The 24,271-nt window shown below is 57.4% G+C and carries 18 protein-coding genes; 10 read left to right on the top strand and 8 right to left on the bottom strand.

Annotated features, from left to right (window positions below; translation table 11 throughout):
- Window positions 1-11: 11 nt before the first annotated feature.
- Complete coding sequence (locus tag HCH_RS32090; RefSeq protein ID WP_011394780.1) at window positions 12-3,803, top strand: response regulator; 3,792 nt, start codon at window positions 12-14, stop codon at window positions 3,801-3,803.
- Window positions 3,804-3,845: 42 nt separating this feature from the next.
- On the opposite strand, the gene HCH_RS03655 is transcribed toward HCH_RS32090, so the two are convergent.
- From HCH_RS03655 to HCH_RS03645, 3 genes are all read right to left on the bottom strand, one after another.
- Window positions 3,846-4,610, bottom strand: coding sequence for an SDR family oxidoreductase (locus tag HCH_RS03655; protein WP_011394779.1), 765 nt, complete (start codon window positions 4,608-4,610; stop codon window positions 3,846-3,848).
- A 153-nt stretch (window positions 4,611-4,763) separates the two neighbouring features.
- Complete coding sequence (locus tag HCH_RS32085) at window positions 4,764-6,431, bottom strand: lytic polysaccharide monooxygenase (RefSeq protein WP_011394778.1); 1,668 nt, start codon at window positions 6,429-6,431, stop codon at window positions 4,764-4,766.
- 266 nt (window positions 6,432-6,697) lie between these two features.
- Window positions 6,698-7,426, bottom strand: coding sequence for a carbonic anhydrase (locus HCH_RS03645; RefSeq protein ID WP_011394777.1), 729 nt, complete (start codon window positions 7,424-7,426; stop codon window positions 6,698-6,700).
- A 376-nt stretch (window positions 7,427-7,802) separates the two neighbouring features.
- On the opposite strand from HCH_RS03645, the gene HCH_RS03640 reads away from it, so the two are divergent.
- The 7 genes from HCH_RS03640 to HCH_RS03610 all read left to right on the top strand — a co-directional run bounded on the left by HCH_RS03640 (window position 7,803) and on the right by HCH_RS03610 (window position 16,030).
- Entirely contained in the window at window positions 7,803-10,637 is a 2,835-nt protein-coding gene (locus tag HCH_RS03640; RefSeq protein WP_011394776.1) for a monovalent cation/H+ antiporter subunit A, read from the top strand.
- Window positions 10,638-11,003, top strand: coding sequence for a Na+/H+ antiporter subunit C (locus HCH_RS03635; RefSeq protein WP_011394775.1), 366 nt, complete (start codon window positions 10,638-10,640; stop codon window positions 11,001-11,003).
- Window positions 11,003-12,508 carry a monovalent cation/H+ antiporter subunit D gene (locus tag HCH_RS03630; RefSeq protein ID WP_011394774.1) on the top strand — a complete coding sequence of 502 codons (1,506 nt, stop codon included), beginning with the start codon at window positions 11,003-11,005 and terminating at the stop codon, window positions 12,506-12,508. Before HCH_RS03635 ends, HCH_RS03630 begins: the two co-directional genes overlap by 1 nt.
- Window positions 12,508-13,011, top strand: a complete 504-nt coding sequence (locus HCH_RS03625) for a Na+/H+ antiporter subunit E (RefSeq protein ID WP_011394773.1) — start codon at window positions 12,508-12,510, stop codon at window positions 13,009-13,011. The genes HCH_RS03630 and HCH_RS03625 overlap by 1 nt, the downstream gene beginning before the upstream one ends.
- Entirely contained in the window at window positions 13,005-13,274 is a 270-nt protein-coding gene (locus HCH_RS03620) for a K+/H+ antiporter subunit F (protein ID WP_011394772.1), read from the top strand. Before HCH_RS03625 ends, HCH_RS03620 begins: the two co-directional genes overlap by 7 nt.
- 39 nt (window positions 13,275-13,313) lie before the next feature.
- Entirely contained in the window at window positions 13,314-13,676 is a 363-nt protein-coding gene (locus HCH_RS03615; RefSeq protein ID WP_011394771.1) for a Na+/H+ antiporter subunit G, read from the top strand.
- Between the two features lie 155 nt (window positions 13,677-13,831).
- The gene (locus HCH_RS03610; protein WP_011394770.1) at window positions 13,832-16,030 is read left to right on the top strand and encodes a YgiQ family radical SAM protein; all 2,199 of its coding nucleotides are present in this window, start codon (window positions 13,832-13,834) and stop codon (window positions 16,028-16,030) included.
- Between the two features lie 14 nt (window positions 16,031-16,044).
- On the opposite strand, the gene HCH_RS03605 is transcribed toward HCH_RS03610, so the two are convergent.
- The 3 genes from HCH_RS03605 to HCH_RS03595 form a co-directional block, all read right to left on the bottom strand.
- Entirely contained in the window at window positions 16,045-16,671 is a 627-nt protein-coding gene (locus HCH_RS03605; protein ID WP_148212465.1) for a hypothetical protein, read from the bottom strand.
- A 97-nt stretch (window positions 16,672-16,768) separates the two neighbouring features.
- Window positions 16,769-17,089 (bottom strand): hypothetical protein, encoded by a 321-nt coding sequence (locus HCH_RS03600; protein ID WP_011394767.1) that lies wholly within the window; start codon window positions 17,087-17,089, stop codon window positions 16,769-16,771.
- Between the two features lie 53 nt (window positions 17,090-17,142).
- Window positions 17,143-21,456: a PAS domain S-box protein gene (locus tag HCH_RS03595; protein ID WP_011394766.1), complete on the bottom strand. Its 4,314-nt coding sequence runs from the start codon at window positions 21,454-21,456 to the stop codon at window positions 17,143-17,145.
- Window positions 21,457-21,770: 314 nt separating this feature from the next.
- On the opposite strand from HCH_RS03595, the gene HCH_RS34540 reads away from it, so the two are divergent.
- Window positions 21,771-22,025, top strand: coding sequence for a cupin domain-containing protein (locus HCH_RS34540; protein ID WP_011394765.1), 255 nt, complete (start codon window positions 21,771-21,773; stop codon window positions 22,023-22,025).
- A gap of 280 nt (window positions 22,026-22,305) precedes the next feature.
- Window positions 22,306-22,620: a DUF4288 domain-containing protein gene (locus HCH_RS03585; RefSeq protein WP_011394764.1), complete on the top strand. Its 315-nt coding sequence runs from the start codon at window positions 22,306-22,308 to the stop codon at window positions 22,618-22,620.
- 93 nt (window positions 22,621-22,713) lie between these two features.
- On the opposite strand, the gene HCH_RS03580 is transcribed toward HCH_RS03585, so the two are convergent.
- Together HCH_RS03580 and HCH_RS03575 are read right to left on the bottom strand one after the other, a co-directional pair.
- Complete coding sequence (locus tag HCH_RS03580) at window positions 22,714-23,310, bottom strand: DUF488 domain-containing protein (protein ID WP_011394763.1); 597 nt, start codon at window positions 23,308-23,310, stop codon at window positions 22,714-22,716.
- A complete protein-coding gene (locus tag HCH_RS03575) occupies window positions 23,307-24,170 on the bottom strand; it encodes a DHH family phosphoesterase (protein ID WP_011394762.1) in 864 nt (287 codons plus the stop codon). The genes HCH_RS03580 and HCH_RS03575 overlap by 4 nt, the downstream gene beginning before the upstream one ends.
- Window positions 24,171-24,271: the final 101 nt, after the last annotated feature.

Below are 24,271 nucleotides of genomic sequence, written 5' to 3'. Positions count from 1 at the left end.
CGAAGCGATTTATGAAGAGCCAGCCTGGGATAAAGGAAGGCGAAACGTTTGACCGCCCCATGCAACAGCCCAATAACAGCGGTCTCGGCAGGTTTAAATGGCTGTACCGCTACGCCGCGCTGATCATCACGGTTGGCGTAATCTCCGCCGGTTTTTATATCGACCGTCTCAACAATATTCGCCATGAGCAGGAAGTCCGCAATGACGTGCTCAGTCATTTAAGCGTCGTGCGCGCAAGCCTGGAAGGCGCTATCAGCAGCAATATTCAGACCGTGCGTGGACTGGTGGCGGCGATCAGCGTCGAGCCGGACATGAACCAGGAACGCTTCACCGAATTCGCCTACCCGCTATTCGACGGACGCGCCCAGCTGCGCAATATTGGCGCCGCGCCGGGCATGGTGATCCGGCTGGTTTATCCGTTACAGGGCAACGAAGGCGCCATTGGACTAGACCTGAGCGCAACCCCCGACCAACGCGAGGCCGCTGAGCAAGCGCGAACGTCCGGACAGCCGCTGGTGACCGGCCCCGTCAAGCTGGTGCAAGGGGGCTACGGATTTATCGGGCGCATCCCCGTGTTCACCTACTCCGACAGCGGCAAAAAAGAACGCTTCTGGGGGCTGGTGTCCGCCGTTATCGACGTCGATCAGCTGTACAAAGCCAGCGGTCTGACGGGCGCGGCACAGAGGCTGGATATCGCCATCCGCTCCGCCTACAACAGCGACACGGACAGCGACATATTCTACGGCGACCCGGCAGTCTTTCACACAGACCCAGTTATCGCGGAGGTCACGTTGCCCAATGGCTCCTGGCGTATCGGCGCCACGCCCAAAGGCGGCTGGCCGCAGTTGGCGGAGGACGCAATCGCCCTTCGGGTGAGCGTATTAACGATAGGACTGCTCATACTGGCGCCGACAGTATTGGTGTTCAGGCAAATGCGCAAGCGCCATGAGAATGAAATGCTGCTGCGCAGTCTGTTCGATCTGTCGCCTCTGGGCATCGCCCTCAACGACTATAAAACCGGCGACTTTCTTGAGATCAATAACGCCTTACTGGGGCCGACCGGCTACACCCGCAAAGAATTCCTGATGCTGAGTTACTGGGACATCACGCCCAAGGACTACGAAAAGGAGGAGTCGCAACAACTCAAGCAACTCAGCATTCGCGGGCGCTACGGCCCCTATGAAAAGGAGTACATCCGCAAGAACGGCGAACGCTACCCAGTGCTGCTGAATGGCGTGCTGATTTCCGACACTCAGGGCCGCGAATATATCTGGTCGATCATTGAGGACATAACCGAGCGCAAACAAGCGGAGGCGGCCAGCCGGGCCGCGCGTCAACAGATTGAACAATCCCAGAAAGAACTGCAGAACTTCTTCGATTTATCCACCAATTTCCTCTGTATCGCCAATAAAGAGGGCTACTTCGAGAAAATCAACTTCACCTTCAGCAAAGTGCTGGGCTACTCGGAAAGAGAGCTGCTTTCGGAACCTATCGTCCACTTCATACACCCGGACGACGCGGAAAGCACATTGCAGGAGCTGAATAAACTGGCCCGGGGCAAGCCCGCCCTCTCTTTCGTCAATCGCTACCGCTGTTATAGCGGGGAAGTCGTGACCTTGCTGTGGAGCGCAGCCTGCGATCCGGTTTCAGGCAAGTTCTACGCAACCGCGGTGGACATTACCGCCCAGCGCAATGCACAACTGGAGCTGACTCAAGCGAAGGACGCCGCCGAGGCCGCCGCCCGCGCCAAGAGTGACTTTCTGGCGACCATGAGCCACGAGATCCGTACGCCGATGAACGGCGTCCTGGGCATGCTGAATCTGGTGCTGCAATCCAAGCTTGATTCGGAACAGTTGCGTAAAGTCAAAATCGCCAAATCCAGCGCAGAATCCCTGCTGAGCCTTATCAACGATATTCTGGATTTCTCCAAAGTGGATGCGGGAAAACTGGAGCTGGAACTTCTCGACTTCGACCTGCGCCATCATCTGGACGAGTTCGCCGGCACCATGGCCTTGCGTGCGCAGGAAAAGGACCTGGAGCTGGTTCTGGATCAAAGCGCCGTCGAGCAGTCCATGGTGCGTGGCGACCCCGGCCGGCTGCGGCAGATCCTCACCAATCTGGTCAGCAACGCGATCAAATTCACCGCCGAAGGCGAAATCGTCATCCGCTGCCAATTACAGCCGGAAGGCGATCATCTGCTCTTGACCGTGTCCGTATCCGATACCGGCATAGGTATCCCCGCGGATAAAATCGGCGGGCTTTTCGACCCCTTTACCCAGGTGGACGCCTCCACGACCCGTCAGTTCGGCGGCACCGGGTTGGGTCTGGCTATTTGCAAGCGGCTCAGCGAACTGATGGAGGGCGGCATCACCGTCCATAGCGAGCAGGGCGAAGGAAGTTGCTTCGAGTTTTGCGTACGCTTGCAACGCAGTGAATTAACCCAGCCCATTCTTCCCAAAGTGGATATGCGCGCACTTTCCCTGTTGGTGGTGGACGATAACGCCGCCAACCGCGAGGTGCTCTGCGGACAGCTCAGAATGTGGGGCGCCCACGTGCTCGAAACAGCCAGTGGCGAGGAAGCGCTCGCCATGTGCGAAGCGAAGATCAACGGCTCGCCCGCCGCTTTCGGCCGCCCCTTCGACATCGCCATTCTGGACATGCATATGCCGCAAATGGATGGAGCCATGCTGGGACGCGAGCTCAAAGCCAAACCGGCGTACCGCAGTATGGCGTTAGTGATGATGACCAGTATCGGTCACCGGGGCGACGCGCGTTATTTCGCAGAGCTGGGGTTCAGCGCCTACCTGCCCAAACCCGTCTCCGTTGCGGAATTGAGCGCCGTCCTCTCGGTGGTGGCGGAAGGCGGCGACGCGTTGCGTCAGGCCAAGCCGCTGGTCACGCGCCATTACGCCCGCTCTCTCCCCGCCAACGACGCCGCTGAGCAGAAGCAGGCGGAAGCGCCCCCACCGATGCAATGGCCTGCGCCCAGCCGCCTTTTACTCGTGGAGGACAATCAGATTAACCAGGAAGTGGCGCAGCTGATGCTGGAGGAAATGGGGTTGCCGGCGGATGTCGCAGGCAATGGATTGGAGGCGTTGGCGGCGCTGCAAAGCGCGCCGGAGGATGCGCCGTACAACTTGGTTTTGATGGACTGTCAGATGCCGGAAATGGACGGTTATGAAGCCACTCGTCAAATTCGCGCCGGCAAAGCCGGTGAGCGCAACCGCCATATTCCTATTATCGCCATGACCGCCAACGCCATGAAAGGCGATCGGGAAAAATGCCTCGCAGCGGGCATGGATGACTATCTCAGTAAGCCGATCAACGCCGGCGGCTTAGAGGAAAAGCTGAAGTTATGGCTGTTCCGCCGCTCCAGCGTCAAGCCCGCAATGCAAACATTCAGCGCCGCATTAGGGGACGTAGCCGATATGGATACGATGGAGGAGGAACCATTGCAACTCTGGGACGAAAAGGCCGCGCTGGAAAGTCTGATGGGCAAACATGCCCTGTTGAGCCGGTTGTTAGGCGGATTTTGCAGTCGCCTTCCAGAACGCTTGGCGTCACTGCAAAAAGCCATCGCCGAGAGTGATGCAGGCAAAGTGGAGTTTATCGCCCACTCAGTCAAAGGCGCGGCGGGACAACTGCACGCGCGGCAATTACAGCACGCCGCCGGCGCCTTGGAGAACGCCGCCAGCCTGGATGATATCGAAGAAGTCAACCGTCTGCTGCCGAACTTCATCTCCGCCAGTGAACAACTGGCCCGGCATTTCGACCATTACCTCAACACCCGACCGGTGAGTTAGTCCTGGGCAACCTGAACACGCCATCGCGTTAAAGCCATAAAGTTATAGCCCTCCGGAGACATCCACTATTGCGCCGGTGACATAAGAGGCTTCAGCCGACAACAACCATAAAATCGCATTGGCCAGTTCTTCCGGCTGACCGCCCCGGCGCATGGGAATGTTCGCTTTCACCCGCTCCACGCGTCCCGGTTCGCCGCCGCTGGCGTGAATCTCTGTGTACACCGACCCAGGCCGCACGCAGTTCACCCTGACGCCTTCCTGCGCCACTTCTTTCGCCAGCCCTATCGTCATGGAGTCGACGGCGCCTTTGGAGGCCGCATAATCAATGTATTCTCCAGGAGAGCCCAGTTTCGACGCCATGGAGGAGACGTTCACAATCACGCCGCCGCAACCGCCGTAGGCTGTGGACATGCGTTTGACCGCCTCCCGCGAGCACAGGAAGTAACTCACGACGTTATTGCGGAAGATGCGCGTCAGACGTTCGGCGTCCATGTGATCCAGACGCATTTGCCGCTCCAGCACGCCAACATTATTGACCAACGCGGTCACCTTTCCGAGTTCGCGATCCACCGCTGCAAACAGCGCCTGCACGCCCTCTTCCTGCGAAACGTCGGCCTGCACGGCGATCGCCTCGCCGCCTCGCGCCAGAATCGAGTCCACGACCTGCTGCGCCGCCTGATGATTTCTCAAGTAGTTCACACAGACGGCGTAGCCGCGTTCTCCCGCCAGCGCCGCCGTCGCCGCGCCAATTCCCCTTCCCGCGCCAGTAATAATGGCGACTTTTCTGCTGGTTGATACGCTGGTCATGTAGCGAAGGCTCCCTGGTAAACGTTTCTCTTATCAACACCTTAAACTAAAGAGTAACGTAAAAAGGCGCCTTCGCGATCTATCGGAAAGTCTGGTTTTCGACTATTCATCAGGCAGACAAATAGCTTCCTGCTATTTGTCTGCAACGACAGGCTACTGCCCGCACTCAGTCCCGTTAAGTTTAATGCTCGCGGGGATCTTGGCGGGAGCGGAGCCTTTTTTACCGATAAAGCCGAAAGTGGAGGTTCCGCCGTTGGCGGCCAAGGTTCCGTTCCATTGCGTCGCAGGAACCGCTGCGGTCACCCCAGCGCCATCTGCGCTGAAATTGGCGTTCCAGCCATAGTCGAAGGTTTCGCCCGTCCCCAGGGTCCAGGCCAGCTCGTATCCTCGCACCGGTTCGTCGCTGTTATTGGTGATGGTCGCCACGGTATGGAATCCGCCGTCCCACTCATTCACCACATCGTAATCGACCGTGCAGTCCGCCGCCGGCTCATCGCCGCCTTTCTTCACTTGCAAATAGGCGTTCGCCACCGCCGCGTCGGTCTTGGCGTATATTTTGTTCGCCACGGGGTCGCGCACCGGGTTCACCGCGCCATCTGCGTCAACCACGCCCACTTTGATTTCCGCTCCCGCCGCATTGACCGCCTGCGCCAGCGCATAGGGCCATTCCGCCGCCGCGGAGTCAGCGTCGCCAAGCACCAGAGGCTGCGCCGGGTAGTAGAGATCACGCCCATCCTGCAGCACCACGCGCACGCTAACCTTGTCGCCCGCTGCCAAGGTCATCGGCTGCGCGGTAAGCGCGCCCAGATCCAACCAGGGAGACGAGCCCGCCGGTAAGTGCGTGATGGCGACGCTGGCGTCATCACTGTCGTCGATATTACTCACATGCAGAGAGATCGTGATGCGACCGGCTGTTTCCGGATTGGCCAAACGTAAGGTGGCTTCTTTCTGGTTAGCGCCATCCAGTTCATAAAGCGCCGGGCTCTGCGACGACAGGCTCCACTGATACGTGAGTCCTTCACCTTGTGATTCGCCCGCGTCCAGGCGCAACTCCCCGGCTCCCGTGAACTCACTGACATCAGGCGTCACGGCGATTTTTGCGAAAACGTTTTCACCATCACCCGGATCAGTCCCGTCGAACACCACATCAACACATCCATGGAAGCGCTCGAAAGTGTATTGGTTACGCCCCCACTCGCCATAGATCACGTGCCTGCCGCTACGCTCTGGAATATCGCAGGTCGTACGGAAACGCGCATTGGCTTTGTCGGGCTCCACATTGGGATTGGCGTCGGGATTTTTGTCGTCATAGTTCAGAACGCAGAATGCGTCTTCTTCAAAATCGTCCCAGGTCAGCGAGCGTCCAGACTGAAACTGAAACCCCGGCTTGGTGATCCAGTAGCGAAACTCTTCCGTGTCATCAAAGTGCGGTCCCCAGGAAATATTCCACGTAAACGTTTTGGGGCCGGGGCTCAGCTGGGAAGCAGGCCAATCGATGGCGCTATCCCACGGGGTGGCCCCGCCCTGCCAGGTTTCGCTACCGAAACCACACACATGCTCGGGCAACGGGTCCACCACCGCGCGTCCCCGAGCATGGGTCAACACGCTCATGAACTGGTAGCCGCCCACCGGGTCCTGGGCGAAGGCGCCGCGGCATTCTTCATATTCCGCTGTGCCGTTATCAATTTCATCGGGCTTGGTGACGACTCCGCAATACCAGTTGCGGGAGGGCGGGTCTTCTATCAGGCCGTGGGCGTTAACGCCGCCAGCCAGACATGCCAGCAATGCGCCGGCGGAGAGGGATCTACAGTTTCTGTTCATTGTTGTTCCTTCCGTAAACTCATTATTTGGCGGTAATCGGCGCGTCTCTTACGCGCTATAAGAAGCATAGCATTCAGATCATGAATACGTTTTCATGATCTGAATTCACGATCCATGGGTAAATCCCCCATACGCCCTAGAAAAATGGGTTGAGCCATGAAGAAAGGTTGAACGGCGCGCATAAGCGTTTGCTTTGCCCTGCGTCAGTCGGGGAAAAACGATAGGGGAAAGCAGGCCCCACAATAGAGCCTGCGCGGAGTTAACGATTAATGCAGAATAATGCGCGCGTTCACGCCTTGCACGGGACGATTGGTAGGGCCGCCCATGGTTTCCATAAACTGGTTGATCTGCTCTTTAGACGCCGTGCGGTAATCCTTCATCACCAGCCAGCGCACGCCTTCGGAGCAGGGCGGTGTGGTCAGCGAACCGTTAAAGCGGTAGTAGCCTGCGCTCGCTGACACCATGTCGCCAGCGTGAACTGCCGTCGGCAAGACTTTGGACCCACCCGCCTCTGCCGGCATATGCTCCCAGACTTTCGCCAGTTGTTCGTTGTGTTCTCCCTCTTCATACAGCACGGACAGCACCGCCAGTTCGCCATTTTCATTGGCGTGTACGAAATGCGCTTCCAAGGGGAAACTCTTGCCGTCTACGGTATTCTCACTGGGAGCATGGAAGTGAAACTGCTTGAGTTCAAACTCCCGTCCATCCACACTGGCCTTACTGCCCGGCTTGTAGTTCACCTGAATGGTATGGCCGTTATTGATGACTTCATGGCCGCCGCTGCTATAGTTCATGCCCACCGCTGGCAACTCGCCTTTGATGAGGCCGCTGATATCCACCGGCGACTGATTTTTCCCGGCGGAGCACATCGTATATTCCGGCTTCAGTTCCCCCCAGCGTTCGGGTTCATCATATCCCCAATGCGACTCACCACTGGCCAATGCCTGCCCGCATGCGGTCACTCCAGCCAATACCCATATCAGACGTCTGATCATATGCCTTTCTCCTTGTTGACAAAAATATGCAACCAGACACCATCTAACTTATTGTTTTCTGGCTCATTATTGTTTTCAAAACATATTTACCCGTTTCTACGCCCGCTGACAACCCACAAGATGAAACAGGACGCGTTTATTGCTTCAACGTAGCCAGAAACTCGATAAACCTGTCTTTCCCCCTGCTGCGCGCTCTGCAACTCCCCGCCCCCAAATTGCCGTTTTTTTCACCGCAACCCCGTCCCGATGAGCCGGAGAGACTATAATCCTGCCTTGAGCATTCCCTTTTGCAGTCAGACCATTATAGTGTAAGGCCCCGTCAGGAAGCTCCGCCTCACACCGACGGGGTATGAAAAACAAAGGAGTACGTCTGCGGATGAGTTTGTATTTGATCCCTCTGGCGCCCCTGTTGGGAGCGTTGGTTCCTCTATTCTCCGGACGCTCGGGGCGTAGCGCCCAGGCGCTCTCCGTTGCGTTATTTCCCGCCTGGGCGCTGGTCTATACCCTGATCCAGGCCCAGGCCGTGCTGGATGGCGAGACATTGCGCTTCGCCCTGGACTGGATACCCGCCATCGGGCTGCAGCTGTCTTTCCGGCTCGACGGGCTCGGGTTGTTGTTCTGTCTGCTGATATTGGTCATCGGGCTACTGGTGATTCTGTACGCGCGCTATTATCTCTCAGAGCAGGAAAACATGGCGCGGTTTTACTCCTACCTGCTTCTGTTTATGACAGCGATGCTCGGCATCGTCTTATCCAACAACCTGCTGCAACTCTGGATATTCTGGGAGCTCACCAGTATCAGCTCTTTCCTGCTGATAAGCTTCTGGTCGCATAAGAGCGACGCCCGCAAAGGCGCGCGCATGGCGCTGGCCATCACCGGAGCGGGCGGGCTTGCGCTACTGGCCGGGCTTCTGCTGATCGGCCATATAGTCGGCGACTACAGCCTGGACACCGTGCTGGCCAACGGCGCGTTGATCAAATCCCATCCCGCCTACCCTGTCGCCTTGATTTTGTTGCTATTGGGCGCTTTCACCAAGTCCGCCCAGTTCCCGTTCCATTTCTGGCTGCCTCACGCCATGGCGGCGCCGACGCCGGTCAGCGCGTATCTGCACTCCGCCACCATGGTTAAAGCAGGCATTTTCCTGTTGGCGAGGTTCTATCCGGCTATGTCCGGCACGGACATGTGGTTCCTGGCGGTCAGCATGACCGGTTTGATCACCCTGCTCTACGGCGCCTTCACGGCCCTGTTTCAACACGATCTGAAAGGACTGCTGGCCTACTCCACCATCAGCCATCTCGGTCTGATCACCCTGCTGTTGGGCATGAACACTCGACTGGCGGCGGTCGCAGCGGTGTTTCACATCATCAACCACGCCACCTTCAAGGCGTCCCTGTTCATGGCGGCGGGCATTATCGATCATGAGTCCGGCTCTCGCGACATGCGCAAACTCAACGGTCTGTGGAAATACATGCCGCATACAGCGGCGCTGGCCATGGTGGCGGCGTCCTCCATGGCTGGCGTTCCTTTGCTGAATGGCTTCCTGTCCAAGGAAATGTTCTTTGCAGAAACACTGGATCAAAGCACCCTGGGCGGCTTGTCCTGGGTTATTCCCGTGTTGGCGACCGTCGGCGGGGCTTTCTCCGTGGCTTACTCACTGCGCTTTATCCACGACGTTTTCTTCAACGGCGACCCGATCGATCTGCCCAAAACGCCTCATGAGCCGCCCCGCTACATGAAAGTTCCCGTGGAAATACTGGTCGCGCTCTGTCTTCTGGTCGGGGTGTTTCCCAACTACGTGGTCAATGATCTGCTGAACGCCGCGTCGTCGGCGGTGATCAACGGACGCCTGCCTGAATACAGTCTCGCCATCTGGCACGGTTTCAACATTCCCATGCTGATGAGCCTGGCGGCCATGGCGGGCGGCCTTTACATCTACTACAACCGGCGCACGCTGTTTCAGTTCCACGCCCAATTCCCGCCACATGACGCCAAGCATATCTTTGAGGGGTCCGTGCAGTTTGTGGTCAGGCAATGCGCCCGCTTCACTGAAGCTCTGGAGAACGGCTCACTGCAGCGCTACGTATTCTTGTTGCTGCTGTTCGCGTTGCTGTTAATGGCCGGTCCGTTGCTGGACTTGCACCACAGCGCCGGCTCCCGGCCGCAGCTTGAACTCAACGGCGTGGTGCTGACCGGAGCCATCCTGCTGAGCCTGAGCGCAGTGGCGACCGTCATCTGGGCGCGAAGCCGCTTCACCGCCCTGCTGTCGTTGTCAGTCACCGGGCTGATCGTCTCTATCGCCTTCGCTTATTTTTCCGCCCCGGATCTGGCGTTGACGCAACTGTCCGTTGAAATCATCACCGTTATTCTGTTGATGCTGGCGCTGTTCTTCCTGCCGCAGACCTCGCTCAAAGAGTCCAGCCCCAACCGGCTCACTCGCGACCTTAGCCTGTCCGCCCTGATCGGCGGCGTCGTGGGCAGCATCAGTTACGCTCTGATGACCCGCCCACTAGAGAGCATTTCGGACTACTACCTGACTAACAGCAAAACCGGAGGCGGCGGCGACAATGTCGTTAACGTTATTCTGGTGGACTTCCGCGGCTTCGACACACTGGGAGAAATCACGGTGCTGGGCATCGCCGCCCTGGGTATCTACAAGCTGATTGCAGGCATGCGCCTGTATATGCCGTCGGGAGACGAGAGCGGTCGGCCCTGGAGTCAGGATCGCCATCCGATGATCCTCGCTCTGGTGTCGCAGAACCTGCTGCCGCTGGCGTTGCTGGTGTCTGTTTATATTCTGCTGCGCGGCCACAACCTCCCCGGCGGCGGTTTTATCGCGGGACTGATCACTGCTGTGGCGATCATTCAGCAATACATCGCCCATGGCGTGGCGTGGATCAAACACCGGGTACACATCAACTATCAGGCTCTGATCGCCGGCGGCGTCCTGCTGGCCGCTCTTACCGGCGCCGGCGCCTGGTGGTTCGAACGCCCCTTCCTGACCAGCTGGTTTGACCATTTCCACCTGCCCTGGATCGGCGACTTTGAACTCGCCAGCGCCATGCTTTTTGACTTGGGCGTCTACCTGACTGTCGTCGGAGCCGCCATGTTGATCCTGGCGAACCTGGGCAAGCTCACCACCAGCGAGCGCCCGGCTTTTGATCACGGCGACGCCCCGCGCGCGCCTGCGACGCATCACAAAGAGGAGTTTTAAATGGAAGGCGTTTACGCATTCTGTGTCGGCCTGTTGACGGCCTGCGGCGTATTCCTGTGCCTGCGCGGACGCACCTTTTCCGTGGTGCTGGGTCTGACGCTGTTGTCCTACGCCGTCAACCTGTTTCTATTCGCCAGCGGACGCCTCACTTTGTACGGCGCAGCGGTTTTAGGGACTTCCGACAACTATAGCGACCCCTTGCCGCAGGCATTGGTGCTCACCGCTATCGTCATCGGTTTCGCCATGACCGCGTTCCTGGTTATATTGGCGATGCGGTCGCGGGCGGATCATGGCAATGATCACGTTGACGGCCGCATTCCCTCCGAGCCGTCCCTGGTACAAAGACGCACGGGGAGAAGAGGGTGATGCAGCATTTGCCGATACTTCCCATCGTCATTCCCTTACTGACGGGCATGCTGTTGCTGCTGCCGCCGTTTGGCCACTCTCTGCCCAGGCAACGAGTTGTCGCCGTCGCCGTGAATCTGGCGCTGATCGCCATCGCCGCTATCCTGCTGCAACGTACGCACCTGGATGGCGCCATGACCTACGCGGTGGGGGACTGGCGGTCGCCGTTCGGCATTGTGCTGGTGGCGGACCGCATTTCCGCTCTGCTGACCTTGCTCACCTCACTGCTGGGTCTGGGCGCGCTGCTGTACGCCTGCGCCGGCGACGACAAGCACGGCATGTACTTTCATCCTCTGTTCATGCTGCAACTGATGGGCGTCAACGGCGCCTTTCTCACCGGCGACATATTCAACCTCTTCGTGTTTTTTGAAGTCCTGCTCATCGCCTCCTACGCGTTGCTGATCCATGGCGGCGGCAAACAAAAAACCCGGGCGGCGGTGCATTACGTCATTCTCAATCTGGTCGGCTCCTGCCTGTTCCTGTTCGCCCTGGGAACGCTATATGGCGTTCTGGGTACGCTCAATATCGCAGACATGGCCGTCAAAGCTACGCTTCTGGGACCGGATGAGCAGCCGCTGGCGAAGGCGGGCGGCTTGTTGTTATTGGCCGTCTTCGGTCTCAAAGCGGCGTTGCTGCCTTTCTATTTCTGGTTGCCACGCGCCTATTCCTCCGCGTCGGCTCCGGTGGCCGCTCTGTTCGCCATCATGACCAAAGTGGGGGCGTACAGCATATTGCGCATTCACACGACCATTTTCGGCGCCGACGCCGGCGCGCTGGCGGAAATCGCCACGCCCTGGCTGCAGCCGCTGGCGCTGTTAACGTTGATCGTCGGCTCCATCGCCGCCCTCGCCAGCCCCAGCCTGCGCACGCTGACCGCCAACCTGACGCTGGTCTCCATAGGCATTCTGCTGACCGCCATCGCGTTGCAACGCGCCGACGCCACCGCGGCGGCCTTGTATTACACCATTCACACCACGCTGATCACCGGCGCACTGTTCCTGTTGGCGGATATGATCGGCCGGCAGCGCGGCAAAGCGGAAGACCGCTTCGTCGCCTCCCGACGCATGCAGCGTCCGGTCGCCCTGGGCGTCGCCTTTATCATCGCCGCAGTAGCTGTGGCTGGAGCGCCGCCATTGTCAGGCTTCGTCGGAAAGATATTGCTGCTGCAAGCGACTGAAGGCCCCCTGGAAGCCAGTTTTATCTGGCCCGTCGTGCTGATCAGCGGTCTGGCCGCAATCATCGCCCTGTCTCGCGCCGGTTCATCCCTGTTCTGGCGGCACAGCGACGACGCGCCAGTGGCGGAGCCGACGCCGGCGTTGCGTATGATCGCCGTTTATATGCTGCTGGCGGCGTCGCCTCTGTTGGTGGTGTTCGGCGGCCCCATAACGGAATTCGCTGACGCCGCCGCAATGCAATTGCACAACTCCGCCGCCCTCGGCGGCCTGATGCAACAAGGAGGCTCCTGATGGTCAACAGACTGCGCATGTTCTGGTTTCCCTCCCCCTGGCTCAGCCTGCTGCTGTTTGTCGCCTGGCTGATGCTCAACAACAGCGTCGCGCCGGGCCATCTGGCGCTGGGAGGGGTATTGGCTATCGCCATTCCACGTCTGACCGCCCCCCTTAGCGACCCACAGCCGCGCCTGAAACGGCCAGGTCTGGCGATCCGCTATGTTTTACTCGTGCTTGGCGACATCATTCGCGATAACTTCCGCGTCGCCAAAATGATCATGGGGCCGAACCAGCGCTTACAGCCCGCCTTCGTCGCCCTGCCGCTTGAACTGCACGAGCCATTGCCGCTCACGATTCTGGCCGGAACCATTTCACTAACGCCCGGCACTGTCAGTGTGGAGGTTTCAGAAGACAGGCTCTGGCTGTACCTCCACACTCTGCACCTGGACGACGAAGCCGCCCTGATCGCGCATATCAAAGGCCGTTACGAAGCCGTCCTGAAGGAGATATTCGAATGCTGAATCTGGCTTTGCAAATCGCCATCGGCATGGTGTCCGTGGCCATGCTGTTGAACCTCTGGCGCTTGCTGCTGGGGCCGGAGTCCGCCGACCGGATTCTGGCGCTGGAGACCATGTACCTCAACAGCATGGCGTTGATCATCTTGTTCGGACTCTGGCAGGGCGCCGCCCTGTTCTTCGAGGCCGCGCTACTGGTGGCCATGCTTGGTTTCGCCAGCACGGCGGCGTTGTGCAAATTTCTCCTGCGCGGCGACATTATCGAATGAGTCTTGTATGGATTGAGAGAGCATTGAGAGAACACTGATATGAGCTTTACGGTAGAACTGATTATTTGCGCTTTGGTCCTCCTTGGAGGACTCTTCGCCCTGCTGGGCTCCATTGGCGTGTTGAAGATGAGCGACTTCTATACCCGACTACATGCGCCGACGCTGGCGGCGACGGTAGGCATGGGCTCTCTGCTGATTGCGTCTATTATCGCTTTCACCGTGCGGGAACAGCGCCTTTCCGCCCATGAGTTGCTGATTACGCTGTTTGTGATGATCACCGCACCGGTTACCGCGCACATGCTGGCGAAAGTGGCGCTGCACCAGAGTCAACAGTCGCTGGCGAACACTCGTAATCAGGCGTTGACGGAGAGAATACGCAAACGCTTGCCCCCATCGGAGTAAAAATAAGACAGGCTCCAAATTCCAAAGCATTGAAATTATGATTACGCCCGGGGGAAGGAAATCTTTCCCCCGCCGGGTCTCCGCTATCGCGTCCGCCGGAATAATCGAGTAAAATACTCGGCCATTTTTTAATCAATCCTCCCGGTGAGTTCTGTATGCACGCGGCGCGTCCTCTGTTTTCCTATCAACGCTATTGGGCTGAATGCTTCGGCACGGCGGAATTTCTGCCGATGTCGCGCAAGGAAATGGAGGCGCAGGGCTGGGACAGCTGCGACATTATCATCATCAGCGGCGACGCTTACGTCGATCATCCCAGCTTCGGCATGGCGGTGATTGGGCGTTTGTGGGAATCCCACGGCTTTCGCGTCGGCATCATTGCGCAACCGGACTGGTCCTCGAAGGACGCCTTCATGGCGTTGGGCAAACCCAACCTGTTCTACGCCGTATCCGCCGGCAACATGGACTCCATGATCAACCGCTACACCGCGGACCGTAAACTGCGCCACGACGACGCCTACACGCCTAATAACGAAGGCGGCAAACGTCCCGACCGCGCGGTTCTGGTGTACACCCAGCGCTGCAAAGAGGCCTACAGCGACGTGCCGGTGCTGGTAGGCGGCATCGAAGCCAGCCTGCGTCGCATCGCCCATTATGATTACTGGTCGGATAAAGTGCGCCGCTCCGTCCTGTTTGACTCCAAAGCGGACCTGCTGGTTTACGGCAACGCGGAAAGAGCGGTGGTGGAGATCGCTCATCGCGCCGCCGCCGGTGAGCAGATGAAGGATATGACCAATATTCGCGGCACAGCCTGCGTACTGCCGGAATTACCGCAGGATTGGGAAATGAAGGACTCCACCCGCATCGACAAACCCGGTAGAGTCGATCCGCTGCCCAACCCCTACGTGTACGCCAACGAGGAAGGAACGGAAGAAGGCTGCGGCTCCAAGCAGGCTGCCGCCAATGAGCCGGAAGAGCAAGTCGTGCATATTCTGCCTCCCAGCGGCGGCCACAAGCGCTTTATTCAACTGCCCTCCTACGAAAAAGTACGCAACGACCCTGTCCTGTACGCGCATACGTCCCGCGTGCTGCACCTGGAAACCAACCCGGCCAACGCTCACACCCTGGCGCAGAAGCATGGCGACCGTTACCTGTGGGTGAATCCTCCGGCGATTCCGCTGCAGACCAAGGAGCTGGATGACGTTTTCGAATTGCCCTTCCAGCGCATTCCTCACCCGGCGTACGGCAAGGCGCGCATCCCCGCGTACGACATGATCCGTTTCTCGGTGAACATCATGCGCGGCTGTTTCGGCGGCTGTTCTTTTTGTTCCATCACCGAGCATGAAGGACGCTGGATTCAAAGCCGCTCTCAGGACTCCGTCATTCGCGAGATCGAGAATATTCGCGACAAGACCCCCGGCTTTACCGGCACTATCTCCGACCTGGGCGGCCCTACCGCCAATATGTATCACCTCAACTGTAAGAGTGAGGAGATTCACGCCAACTGCCGTCGTCTGTCCTGCGTCTATCCGACGATCTGCAAAAACCTGAAAACCGATCACTCGGAGACCACCCAGCTGTATCGCCGCGCCCGCGCGCTGCCTGGCGTGAAGCGAGTGATGATCGCCTCAGGCTTACGCTATGACCTGGCGGTGGAAGATCCGGAATACGTACGCGAGCTGGTGACCCACCATGTCGGCGGCTATCTGAAAATCGCGCCGGAGCATTCAGAAGATGCGCCCCTGTCGAAAATGATGAAGCCTGGCATGGGCACGTACTACAAGTTCAAGGAGATGTTCGAGCGCTTCTCCAAAGAAGCGGGCAAAGAGCAGTATCTGATTCCCTACTTCATCGCCGCCCACCCCGGCACTACCGATGAAGACATGTTGAATCTGGCGATGTGGTTAAAGGAAAACGGCTTCCGCGCCGATCAGGTGCAGGCGTTCTATCCATCGCCCATGGCGAGCGCCACCGCCATGTATCACTCAGAGCGGGACCCCTTGCATCGCATCAACTATAAGACGGACAAGGTTTACATCCCTAAAGGCGAACGGCAGCGCCGCCTGCACAAGGCGTTTCTGCGCTATCACGACCCGGACAACTGGCCCATGCTCAGAGAAGCCCTGCAGCGTATGGGCAAGGCGCATTTGATTGGCTACGGCAAGAAACATCTGGTGCCGCCAACGCAGCCAGCCAATCACCCAAGCGCCAAGAAGTACGGCTCCAAGCTGAGTCCACAAGGCGGACAGCCGCGTAAAGGCAGGATTCTGACGCAACACACCGGTCTGCCGCCCCGCCAGGGCGCAGGCCCTAAGCGTGGCAAACCAGCTGGCCGCTCACCGGCGAAGGGGCGGTAACAGATCACACAGCCTCAGATGACATCCGTCGCCTGAGGCTTTCCCCCTGTTTCTGTACTCGGACGTAGAGCTTTTTCCCCCTTCCTTGCCTCTCTCACCCCTTTGCGATTCTCTTTACCGCTTTCCCAGACACCGCAGATAACCCCCAGAACAATACTGGTCGGCAGAACCATAGACGGTATAACGAAACTCATTTTAGGCGACTGAGAAAAAAGCAGAAAAAACACACCGTAGTCGAGCAAGGCGACGACCATGCTGATCAGCGTAATATGCAAAACCACCGTCTTTCTCGAATATTCCTTAAAGTAGGTCCACAGGAAATATCGACAGACCGCTGCTGAAAATAAGACTGAATAGACGACAAGAGGGAAGATGCCTGGCGGCAGCTCCTCAACTCCCCAAAAGGCCACCAGATAACCCACAATGGTGGATACGAAAACAGAACCTAAATAGATTCCCAGTATTTCAACGCCCTTGTCCATGAAAGAGTCAGGAGCTTGAATCGCGCCGATTACGAAGAAAACCGTAACAAAGGAAAACGCGCTAAAAAACGGCCCGGTGATAAGCGTGAACAGCAATACTCGTAGATTCATATGTTCCTTGCGCTGCTGGCGGCGGTTCGCCTGTGCGTCGGCAGCCACTCGATAAAATCCGAGCGGCATTATGCGCACATAGACTCACGACCGCCAGCGCAAGACCGAGAAGGCGAACTGTCCGCTCTCTTTATTTAGAACTGTTTCACTCCTTTTTAAGTTCGTAGGTGAAGCCCGCCATATCCGCCGTCATCGTGTCGCCATCGAAAGCCAGCACTTTGATTTTGGCGTAACCCAGGTCAATGGTTTGCCCTTTCACCGTGAAGGCGTCCGGGGAAATACGCCGTCCGCCCAGGTTCTGGTAAAAGTTATCGCCCTCGAATTCCCACTTGTCATTCTCATCATCAGACTCGCCGTTCATGGTCAGAATCAACCAGCTTCCCTGCAGGGCCTGTTTACTTAATTCAGCGGCTTGCACGCCCAGCGCGAGCATGATCAGCGCCACAAAAACAGCCACTTGTTTCATAGCATTAGCTCCAGTTTTTAAATCAAGGGACTTAAGCATAGACGAATATGAGACTAACCGACTTTCCGTCGTTGCAGCAGCTCTTCCGCTTCCACGTACGCCGCTTTGATCTTGAGCGTTAGTTGCTCCAGCAACGCCTGATAGCGGTCGACTTCGCGCTCCCCTCTCACCAGATTTTCCAGTTCCGCGGCCAGCTCAGACACGCCGTTGGCTCCTACTGTGGACGACATGCCTTTGAGGCTGTGGAAATTGCGTCGAGTCTCCTCAGGTTCCGAGGGCCACTGCGCAGGATAGAGCTCCACCAATTTCGGGGCGTCCCGCAGAAACAGTTGTAGGGCGCGACAGTATATTCCCCAGTTGTCGTTCATCCGCGCCAGAGCGCAAGCCGCATTGATGGCGCCGCTACTTTCAGCGGCGCAAGCAGCCTCCTCAGGGGCTGCGGTTGTGGTCGCAGTCGTTCTGACGCCGCCCCAGCCCGTTTGTTTAATCAACACGTCCAGCAGGTGGTCAAAGTCAAAGGGTTTGCCGACGTGGTCGTTCATTCCCACGGCAAGCGCCGCTTCCCGATCTGAGAACATTGCATTGGCGGTCATTGCGATAATAGGCAGAGCGTTCATTTTCAATTTGCCGCGAATTTCCCGCGTGGCGGCGTAACCGTCCATGCCCGGCATTTGAATATCCATCAGCACCGCATCAAACATGACTTCCGCACTCTGTATCGCCGCAACGGCTTCAAGGCCATCCGCCGCAATTTGTACGCCAGCCCCTTCGCTCTGCAACAGCTCCATCGCCACCTGCTGATTGGTCGGGTTATCCTCAACCAGCAATATCGACATGCCATGCAGACGGGCGCCGATTGCCGCATTGTCAGTATTTCCTCGGGAACAATCCTGCGCCAGGGTTTCAGACGCCGCCTCAAGCACCATTGAGGCGGTCACTGGCTTGGTGAGATATGCGTCAATAATGCTCGGCGAGGCAAGGCGGCGGCGCTCCATCTCGTCCCTCGTCTGGGCGCTCACCATCATGATCAACGGCGCCCGGCCTTCCGGATATTGCGCTTTGATCAACTCCGCAGCGCGCCAGCCGTTCAGACCCGGCATCCCCCAGTCAATCAGAACCAGATTATGAGGAGACGACGCCTCCGCAGCCTCCAGAACCCTGGCGACGCCCTCTTCGCCATTGACAGCAATGTCCGCGACCCAGCCAAAGGACTCGATAATCCCCTTAAGCACCTCTCTGGCGCTGGCGTTATCGTCCACAACCAGCACCCGTAGCGTTTTGGGCAGACTACAGGCCTTTTTGGCCGCGCTCCAGGCCTGAGCCCTGACGCAGGCGATAGAAAAACGGAACACGCTACCTTCGCCCTCTTCGCTTTCCGCCGCAATCTCTCCTCCCATCAACCTCACCAGACGCCGGCATATCGCCAATCCCAGCCCAGCTCCGCCAAATCGTCTGGCGGTGGAGGCTTCCGCCTGGGTGAAGCCTTCGAAAATACGCTGCAGTTGCTCGGCGGAGATGCCTATGCCGGTGTCTCGCACGGAAAATGATAAAACCAGACGATCCTCCTCCTCGGACTTCAGCCTGACGGTGATCTCCACCTCGCCCTGTTCCGTAAATTTCACCGCATTTCCCGCCAGATTGATCAGAATCTGCTGCAAACGCAGGCCATCCAGCTCCAGCCAGTCAGGAATTTTCGGGTCGATATCGAACAGCACCTCCAGCGGCTTATCGCCAAGGTTAGCGGTAATAATGACGCCGACATCCTGTAGCAGTTTATCCAGGCTGCACGGCTCCACGTCCAACGTCAGTTTGCCGGCTTCGATTTTGGAGAAGTCCAGAATGTCGTTGAGAATGCCAAGCAAGGCGCGGGCGGAGGACTCCGCCTTATGCACATAATCCTGCTGACGCTCTTCCAGATTCGTACGCTTGAGTAAGTTGACCATGCCCAGAATCGCATTCATGGGAGTGCGAATCTCGTGACTCATATTGGCCAGAAACTCGGACTTCGCTTTGCTGGCGTTATCCGCCATGGCCTTGGCTTCGCGCAGGCGTTGCTCGTATTCGCGCTGCTCGGTAATGTCTCTATTGACCCCCAGCACCAGAATCGGTTTGCCCAGATCATTGAACTCCACCACCGCGGCGGCCTGCACATAGCGCACCTCTCCACTGGGCCGCACTATGCGATAAATGGGGTCGTATACGCCTTCGCCCGCCAAAGCCGCCTCCAGCTTGGCCGTCGTCGCGGCTTCGTCTTCAGGATGCAGCGCATTGCGCCAGTGGCGATGGCTCAAGCCGGCATTGTTCAACTCATAGGGAACCTGGTAAATCTCGAACATTTGCCGATTCCAGGTGAGCGTGTCGCTTACCAAATCCCAGGTCCATATCCCCAGCTCAGCCACTTCCGCCGCTTTCAACAACTGATCCCGCATGGACATCAGATTGCGCCGGTCCTGCACCTGCCGGGATATATCCGTCGCGACGCCCAGATAGCCGCTGGCGCGATTATTTTCGTCCTTCAACTCCGTCACAGAAAGTTGAACCGGGAAACGCGCTCCATCTTTACGCACATAGGTCCATTCGTGCTCATTGGGCAATCCACGCTTGGTCTTCACGATGAAGACCTCAAAACCCGGCGCCAGCCTCTCCCCCAACTCTTCGGAGAACTCCTGCGCCCGCGCCGCCACCTCTTCCCGTAGATGGAAAACCGCTGGCGTCCTTTTGCCTACCATTTCGTCAGCCGTGTATCCCAGCATGCGTTCAGCAGCGGGGTTAAACAGCGTGATGAGGCCTTCCAGATCTGTGGCGATGATCGCATTCCCTGCGTTGTTGAGAATCGCCTGCTGCAACGCCAGATAACGACGGATTTCCGCTGTCCGCGCCTCTACCTGACGCTCCAGCGAAGCATTCAGTTCCCGAATCTGATTCTCTATGGATATCTGTCGGCTGATATCGCGAATCGTCTTGGCGGCGCCCACGATCTCCCCGTCCGCATTCCGGATTGGCGACACTGACACCGAGACTTCCACCGTGCGACCGTCCTTGCATTTTCGCTGAGTATTGAAGGGCCTAACCGGTCCGCCATCTTCAATCATTCTCAAGATGCTTGTTTCTTCCGCCACCCGCTCTCCCGGGACGATGAGCTTCTGCACGAAACGTCCGATCGCCTCATCACGAGGGTAACCAAACATCCGTTCCGCGCCGCGATTCCAGTCCGTGACCACACCATCCAGGTCCATACCCAAGACAGCGTCCTGCGCGCTTTCTACAATCGCCGCCATGCGCGCCTGTCCGGAACTGACCAGCTGCCTTTGTCGCATATTCAGCCAGTAGAGATACAGAAACCCGCCCACCACCGCCATGCCGCCCAGCAAGGCGAGCATGATATTGGAGACAGCCTGTCCCACCCGTTTCTCCGCCGCTTCCTGTGGGTAGGTGATATAAAGTCTGAGCACTCGTTCAGGCAGCCCTTCCTGCAAAGGAACCTCTTGGCTGGCGGCAAGCTGCGCGCCGTCCTCCGCTTCATATAGAGACATACTCCTAAATAATTCAGACTCAACCTGGACGGTTTTAAACTCATCCTGCCAGCGGAAGCGCCGCCCGAGATCAAAGCCGAACACTTTGTTGCTATTGGTATGAATCAGAAAGTCGCCGTTTTGATTGGTGAGGTAAACGCGGTACCCCTGCGGAACCTCCGCCGTGAGGTCGTCTAGCATGAAACTGGCGTCAATATTAATCACCAGAATACCGAACGTATTGCCTGCGCTGCTGATAACCGGAGTGGCCATTCTCAGTGTCGGCACATGCGGCCACTGCACCATATCGTACTCACGATTAAGGTTCAGATCGGACACATACAAGGAGCCCGGTGGAATGCGGATGGCTTCCTGAAAATAATCTCGCTGGGCTTTCGGCTGCAATTCGTCATCCGCAATAATTTCCGGAAGCTGGCCAATGCGCTCAACTCGCACAATTTCCTTGCCATTGTCCGCCACGCCGATAAGTCGCACCTGCGTGACTTCCGGGTGAGTGACCAGATAGCCGGAGAAAATCGTATTCAGACGTCGTCGCCACAGCGACAGGGAACTGTCTTCCCGAACGTCGTAGCCATCGTTTTCAGTCGCGCGCACGATACCCTGGATGGGCGGGGTGAAAAGGAGGAAGCGCGCATCGTGGGAAAGGCCTTCCAGACGCTGAGTGATTTTCTCCGAGCGAAAAGCGACCTGTCCCTCCATCAGGGCTTCCACTTCCGTGTAAATCCTGCGGCGCTCCATATCCATGCTGAGATACACCACAAGCAGGCAGACGCCGACAATCACAACCAGCGCAGTAAAGATCCGCAATTGAGCTGAGGAAGATTTCCCTGACATCCAAGCTCCCATCGCCTACCCGGTATGCCCGAACAAGCGCCGCCGATGGCCCGCCGCCTCCTCGCGCCAGAATGAGATACTGCGCCGCAAGAATTTTGGACAACGCTTCTTTATGTTTATAAGAGATTAGCTGAAAAATCAGGACTAGGCGGGCTCGTGTTTAGTCAGGCGCAGTCAGGTCGCGGGCCAGTGATGAGGGCCCTCTGCGACGCAGATGGAATAGCCGCCAGCCTTGAGCCAGAGCCGCTTATCAGGGAATATAGCTCTCAACTTATAGCTACCGCCAATAAAACAAAAACTTAAAGGAATATAGGATGAGCGTAGTATCAACGGACAACGCCGAACATTACATCTGGGGAGAACGCTGCGACGGCTGGCATCTGGTTAAAAGTCCGACCTTAAGCGTTATCCAGGAGCGAGTTCCCAGCGGCTGTGCGGAAGTGCGCCACCTGCATCAAAAGGCGGAACAGTTCTTCTTCGTCCTAACCGGCATTGCGACGCTGGAGGTCAGCGGAGAAACCTATACCTTGCATCCTCACCAGTCCCGGCAGGCGCGCCTCATCAACTAAGGAACGAGTCAACAGAGGACTTAATTTTCATGGTAACCTCAACCCCGTCCCGCCATGGGGATCGGATTGAGCAGAATAAACAGAGGGAACGGTCAGCAAGGCAAGGGCTATTTCTCCTGTCTCTGTGCGAGCCTTCAACATAGTTATAGAGATACTGCGTATCTGTCTCTTCAGATTATCGCAAACGTTACATAGAAATACGCCACACCAGTTTTGGCGCATCAAATAGATCAAACTTAGATCGCTGGCATTGAATTAATATTCCAACGGAGAACATGAAATGAGCTGGTATGCAGTTAAGAGCCTTTACCATTTTGGAATCAAGGAGTCAGGCAAAAACATTTACGAAGAACGCATCGTATGTTTTAAAGCGAAGAGTTTCGATTCCGCTCACGCAAAAGCCTTAAAGGAAGCTGAGAAATACGCAAAGGACTGCAACTTCGAGTTACACCCGGAGCAAAGTGCTTATAAACAAGACGGAAAAAAACTGAGAAACGGATATGAAGTATGGTCTGTATTATATGAGTCAGACTTGGACCTGGAGGCTTTCTATAATGAGCACTATCTCAAGTATGACTACAATCCCGATTCCTAAAGCGCTTCACACAAGAGTTTAAAGGACCGCATACAAAGCATTGCTCACACCCCAACCATAAGCGCCCCTGTCGTCAGGCTTATTAAGCCCTCCTCACTCCGGCTTCCGATAAGCCATGACCTGACAATATTTACGATAGGCCAGGTCGCGACATTCTTCCTCTGGGGTCAGCATATCCGGTTGAATGCCGGTAAGCTCCATCAGGCGGCGCTCCAGTTCCGGTTGCGCTTCGATGTCTCCTTCATGGGAGATGTGCCTGACGGTGAGGCCTTCCCGTTGCAGAGCGTAGGCGATCAGCAGGCTGCGGTGGCAGCTGGCGGGGTCTTTCTCGGCGCACATCAGGGCGATGCGAAAGCCTTTATCCAAGCCGTCTTTTAGCCTTCCTACCCCGCTCTGAAACAAATCGGATTGAATCAGACGGTCAAACTGCACCTGTCGGCTTTCGTCATAGTGGGCCGGGTCTTTGGAACGCGGGCCCAGTTCTTCTCCGAGATAGACATAGCGTATGCCATAGTCCTTGAGATGCTGGATCAGAGTTTCCCGGTTGTAGTCGTGGAAAGCGCGGCTGTATGGAACCGAGCGCACGTCCGCCACCACGTCGATTCGATGGCTCTGTAATTGTCCGATAAAGACTTCTATCGGTTTGGTGGCGTAACCGATGCTGTACAAGGGAAGCGGCGGAGTGCTCATTCGGCTTCGGATTCCGATGGCTCCAGGACCAGCCAGCGCTCATCAATCCGGGTGGAGAAGCCTGCTGCGCGGGGATGCCCGCCGCCGCCAAACTTCATTGCCACTTCCGCCACATTGACGCCGTCTTCCGTAGACCTCAGGGACCAGCCGCGCTTGCCGCCTTTATCACTGTACCCCGCGGCGAACGGATGACCTTGCGCCAGCACGTTGAGCAACTCGCTGGTCACCGCCAGAGGACAGTTAACGATTGGCGCCGCGTAGCCGGCGATCTCCCCCATCACCGCCCGCCCTTTGTAATATTCGATCATCTGCTCGCGGAAGCGGTTAATGGCGCGCCCCTCATCCGCCAGACGCGACAGGGCGGCCCCGGATTGGGCCAACTCATCCCATACTTCAAAATCTTTGGGGTAAGACATCAATGCCGCGTTGACGTCGCGGCTGTCAGCAATACGCCACTGCCACAGGTCCCGGTCCTGAATCATCGCCAACAACGCCGGAGGCGGTTCTTCATGGAAATGCTCCCAGGCGATCACTGCGCCGGACCGGCTCATATCAAATGTCAAACTCAGATTCGGGCATTCCTGATCCAGTCCGGCCACCTCTTCCGCAGCGCTGATATGATGATCCAGCACAATGACGGCGTCAGCGCTGGCGCACAGTTGCTTCAGGGTTTCCCGCTTGTAGCAGAAATCCAGCAGATAAACACGCTTGCCGGCGGCTTCCGGCGGCGGCTCGCCGTGGGTCGCAGCGTAGTAGTCCGCGTCCTGCTTGTCCAACATCGTCAGGCGTCGATACGCCGCATACGCCGCGCCGAAGCCGTCCAGGCAATTACCATGATAAATTACGAGAGTCTGAGTCACCGGTCGCTCACCTTAACAGTCCTTATAACTGCCATATATACGCTAAGTTCAGAGGACGGCTCAACGCCACTTTCCGGTAAGCCAACATAAAAAAGCCCGGC

The sequence above is a fragment of the Hahella chejuensis KCTC 2396 genome (genome assembly GCF_000012985.1).
In the GTDB taxonomy this organism is placed as follows: domain Bacteria; phylum Pseudomonadota; class Gammaproteobacteria; order Pseudomonadales; family Oleiphilaceae; genus Hahella; species Hahella chejuensis.
This window is presented reverse-complemented; position numbering and strand designations above follow the sequence as displayed.

Coding starts and splice junctions, on each gene's coding strand:
- HCH_RS03580 (WP_011394763.1), bottom strand. CDS start 23,310: ATGAGCACTCCGCCGCTTCCCTTGTACAGCATCGGTTACGCCACCAAA.
- HCH_RS03635 (WP_011394775.1), top strand. CDS start 10,638: ATGGAAGGCGTTTACGCATTCTGTGTCGGCCTGTTGACGGCCTGCGGC.
- HCH_RS03655 (WP_011394779.1), bottom strand. CDS start 4,610: ATGACCAGCGTATCAACCAGCAGAAAAGTCGCCATTATTACTGGCGCG.
- HCH_RS03620 (WP_011394772.1), top strand. CDS start 13,005: ATGCTGAATCTGGCTTTGCAAATCGCCATCGGCATGGTGTCCGTGGCC.
- HCH_RS03645 (WP_011394777.1), bottom strand. CDS start 7,426: ATGATCAGACGTCTGATATGGGTATTGGCTGGAGTGACCGCATGCGGG.
- HCH_RS03625 (WP_011394773.1), top strand. CDS start 12,508: ATGGTCAACAGACTGCGCATGTTCTGGTTTCCCTCCCCCTGGCTCAGC.
- HCH_RS32090 (WP_011394780.1), top strand. CDS start 12: ATGAAGAGCCAGCCTGGGATAAAGGAAGGCGAAACGTTTGACCGCCCC.
- HCH_RS03585 (WP_011394764.1), top strand. CDS start 22,306: ATGAGCTGGTATGCAGTTAAGAGCCTTTACCATTTTGGAATCAAGGAG.
- HCH_RS32085 (WP_011394778.1), bottom strand. CDS start 6,431: ATGAACAGAAACTGTAGATCCCTCTCCGCCGGCGCATTGCTGGCATGT.
- HCH_RS03640 (WP_011394776.1), top strand. CDS start 7,803: ATGAGTTTGTATTTGATCCCTCTGGCGCCCCTGTTGGGAGCGTTGGTT.
- HCH_RS03595 (WP_011394766.1), bottom strand. CDS start 21,456: ATGTCAGGGAAATCTTCCTCAGCTCAATTGCGGATCTTTACTGCGCTG.
- HCH_RS34540 (WP_011394765.1), top strand. CDS start 21,771: ATGAGCGTAGTATCAACGGACAACGCCGAACATTACATCTGGGGAGAA.
- HCH_RS03610 (WP_011394770.1), top strand. CDS start 13,832: ATGCACGCGGCGCGTCCTCTGTTTTCCTATCAACGCTATTGGGCTGAA.
- HCH_RS03600 (WP_011394767.1), bottom strand. CDS start 17,089: ATGAAACAAGTGGCTGTTTTTGTGGCGCTGATCATGCTCGCGCTGGGC.
- HCH_RS03630 (WP_011394774.1), top strand. CDS start 11,003: ATGCAGCATTTGCCGATACTTCCCATCGTCATTCCCTTACTGACGGGC.
- HCH_RS03615 (WP_011394771.1), top strand. CDS start 13,314: ATGAGCTTTACGGTAGAACTGATTATTTGCGCTTTGGTCCTCCTTGGA.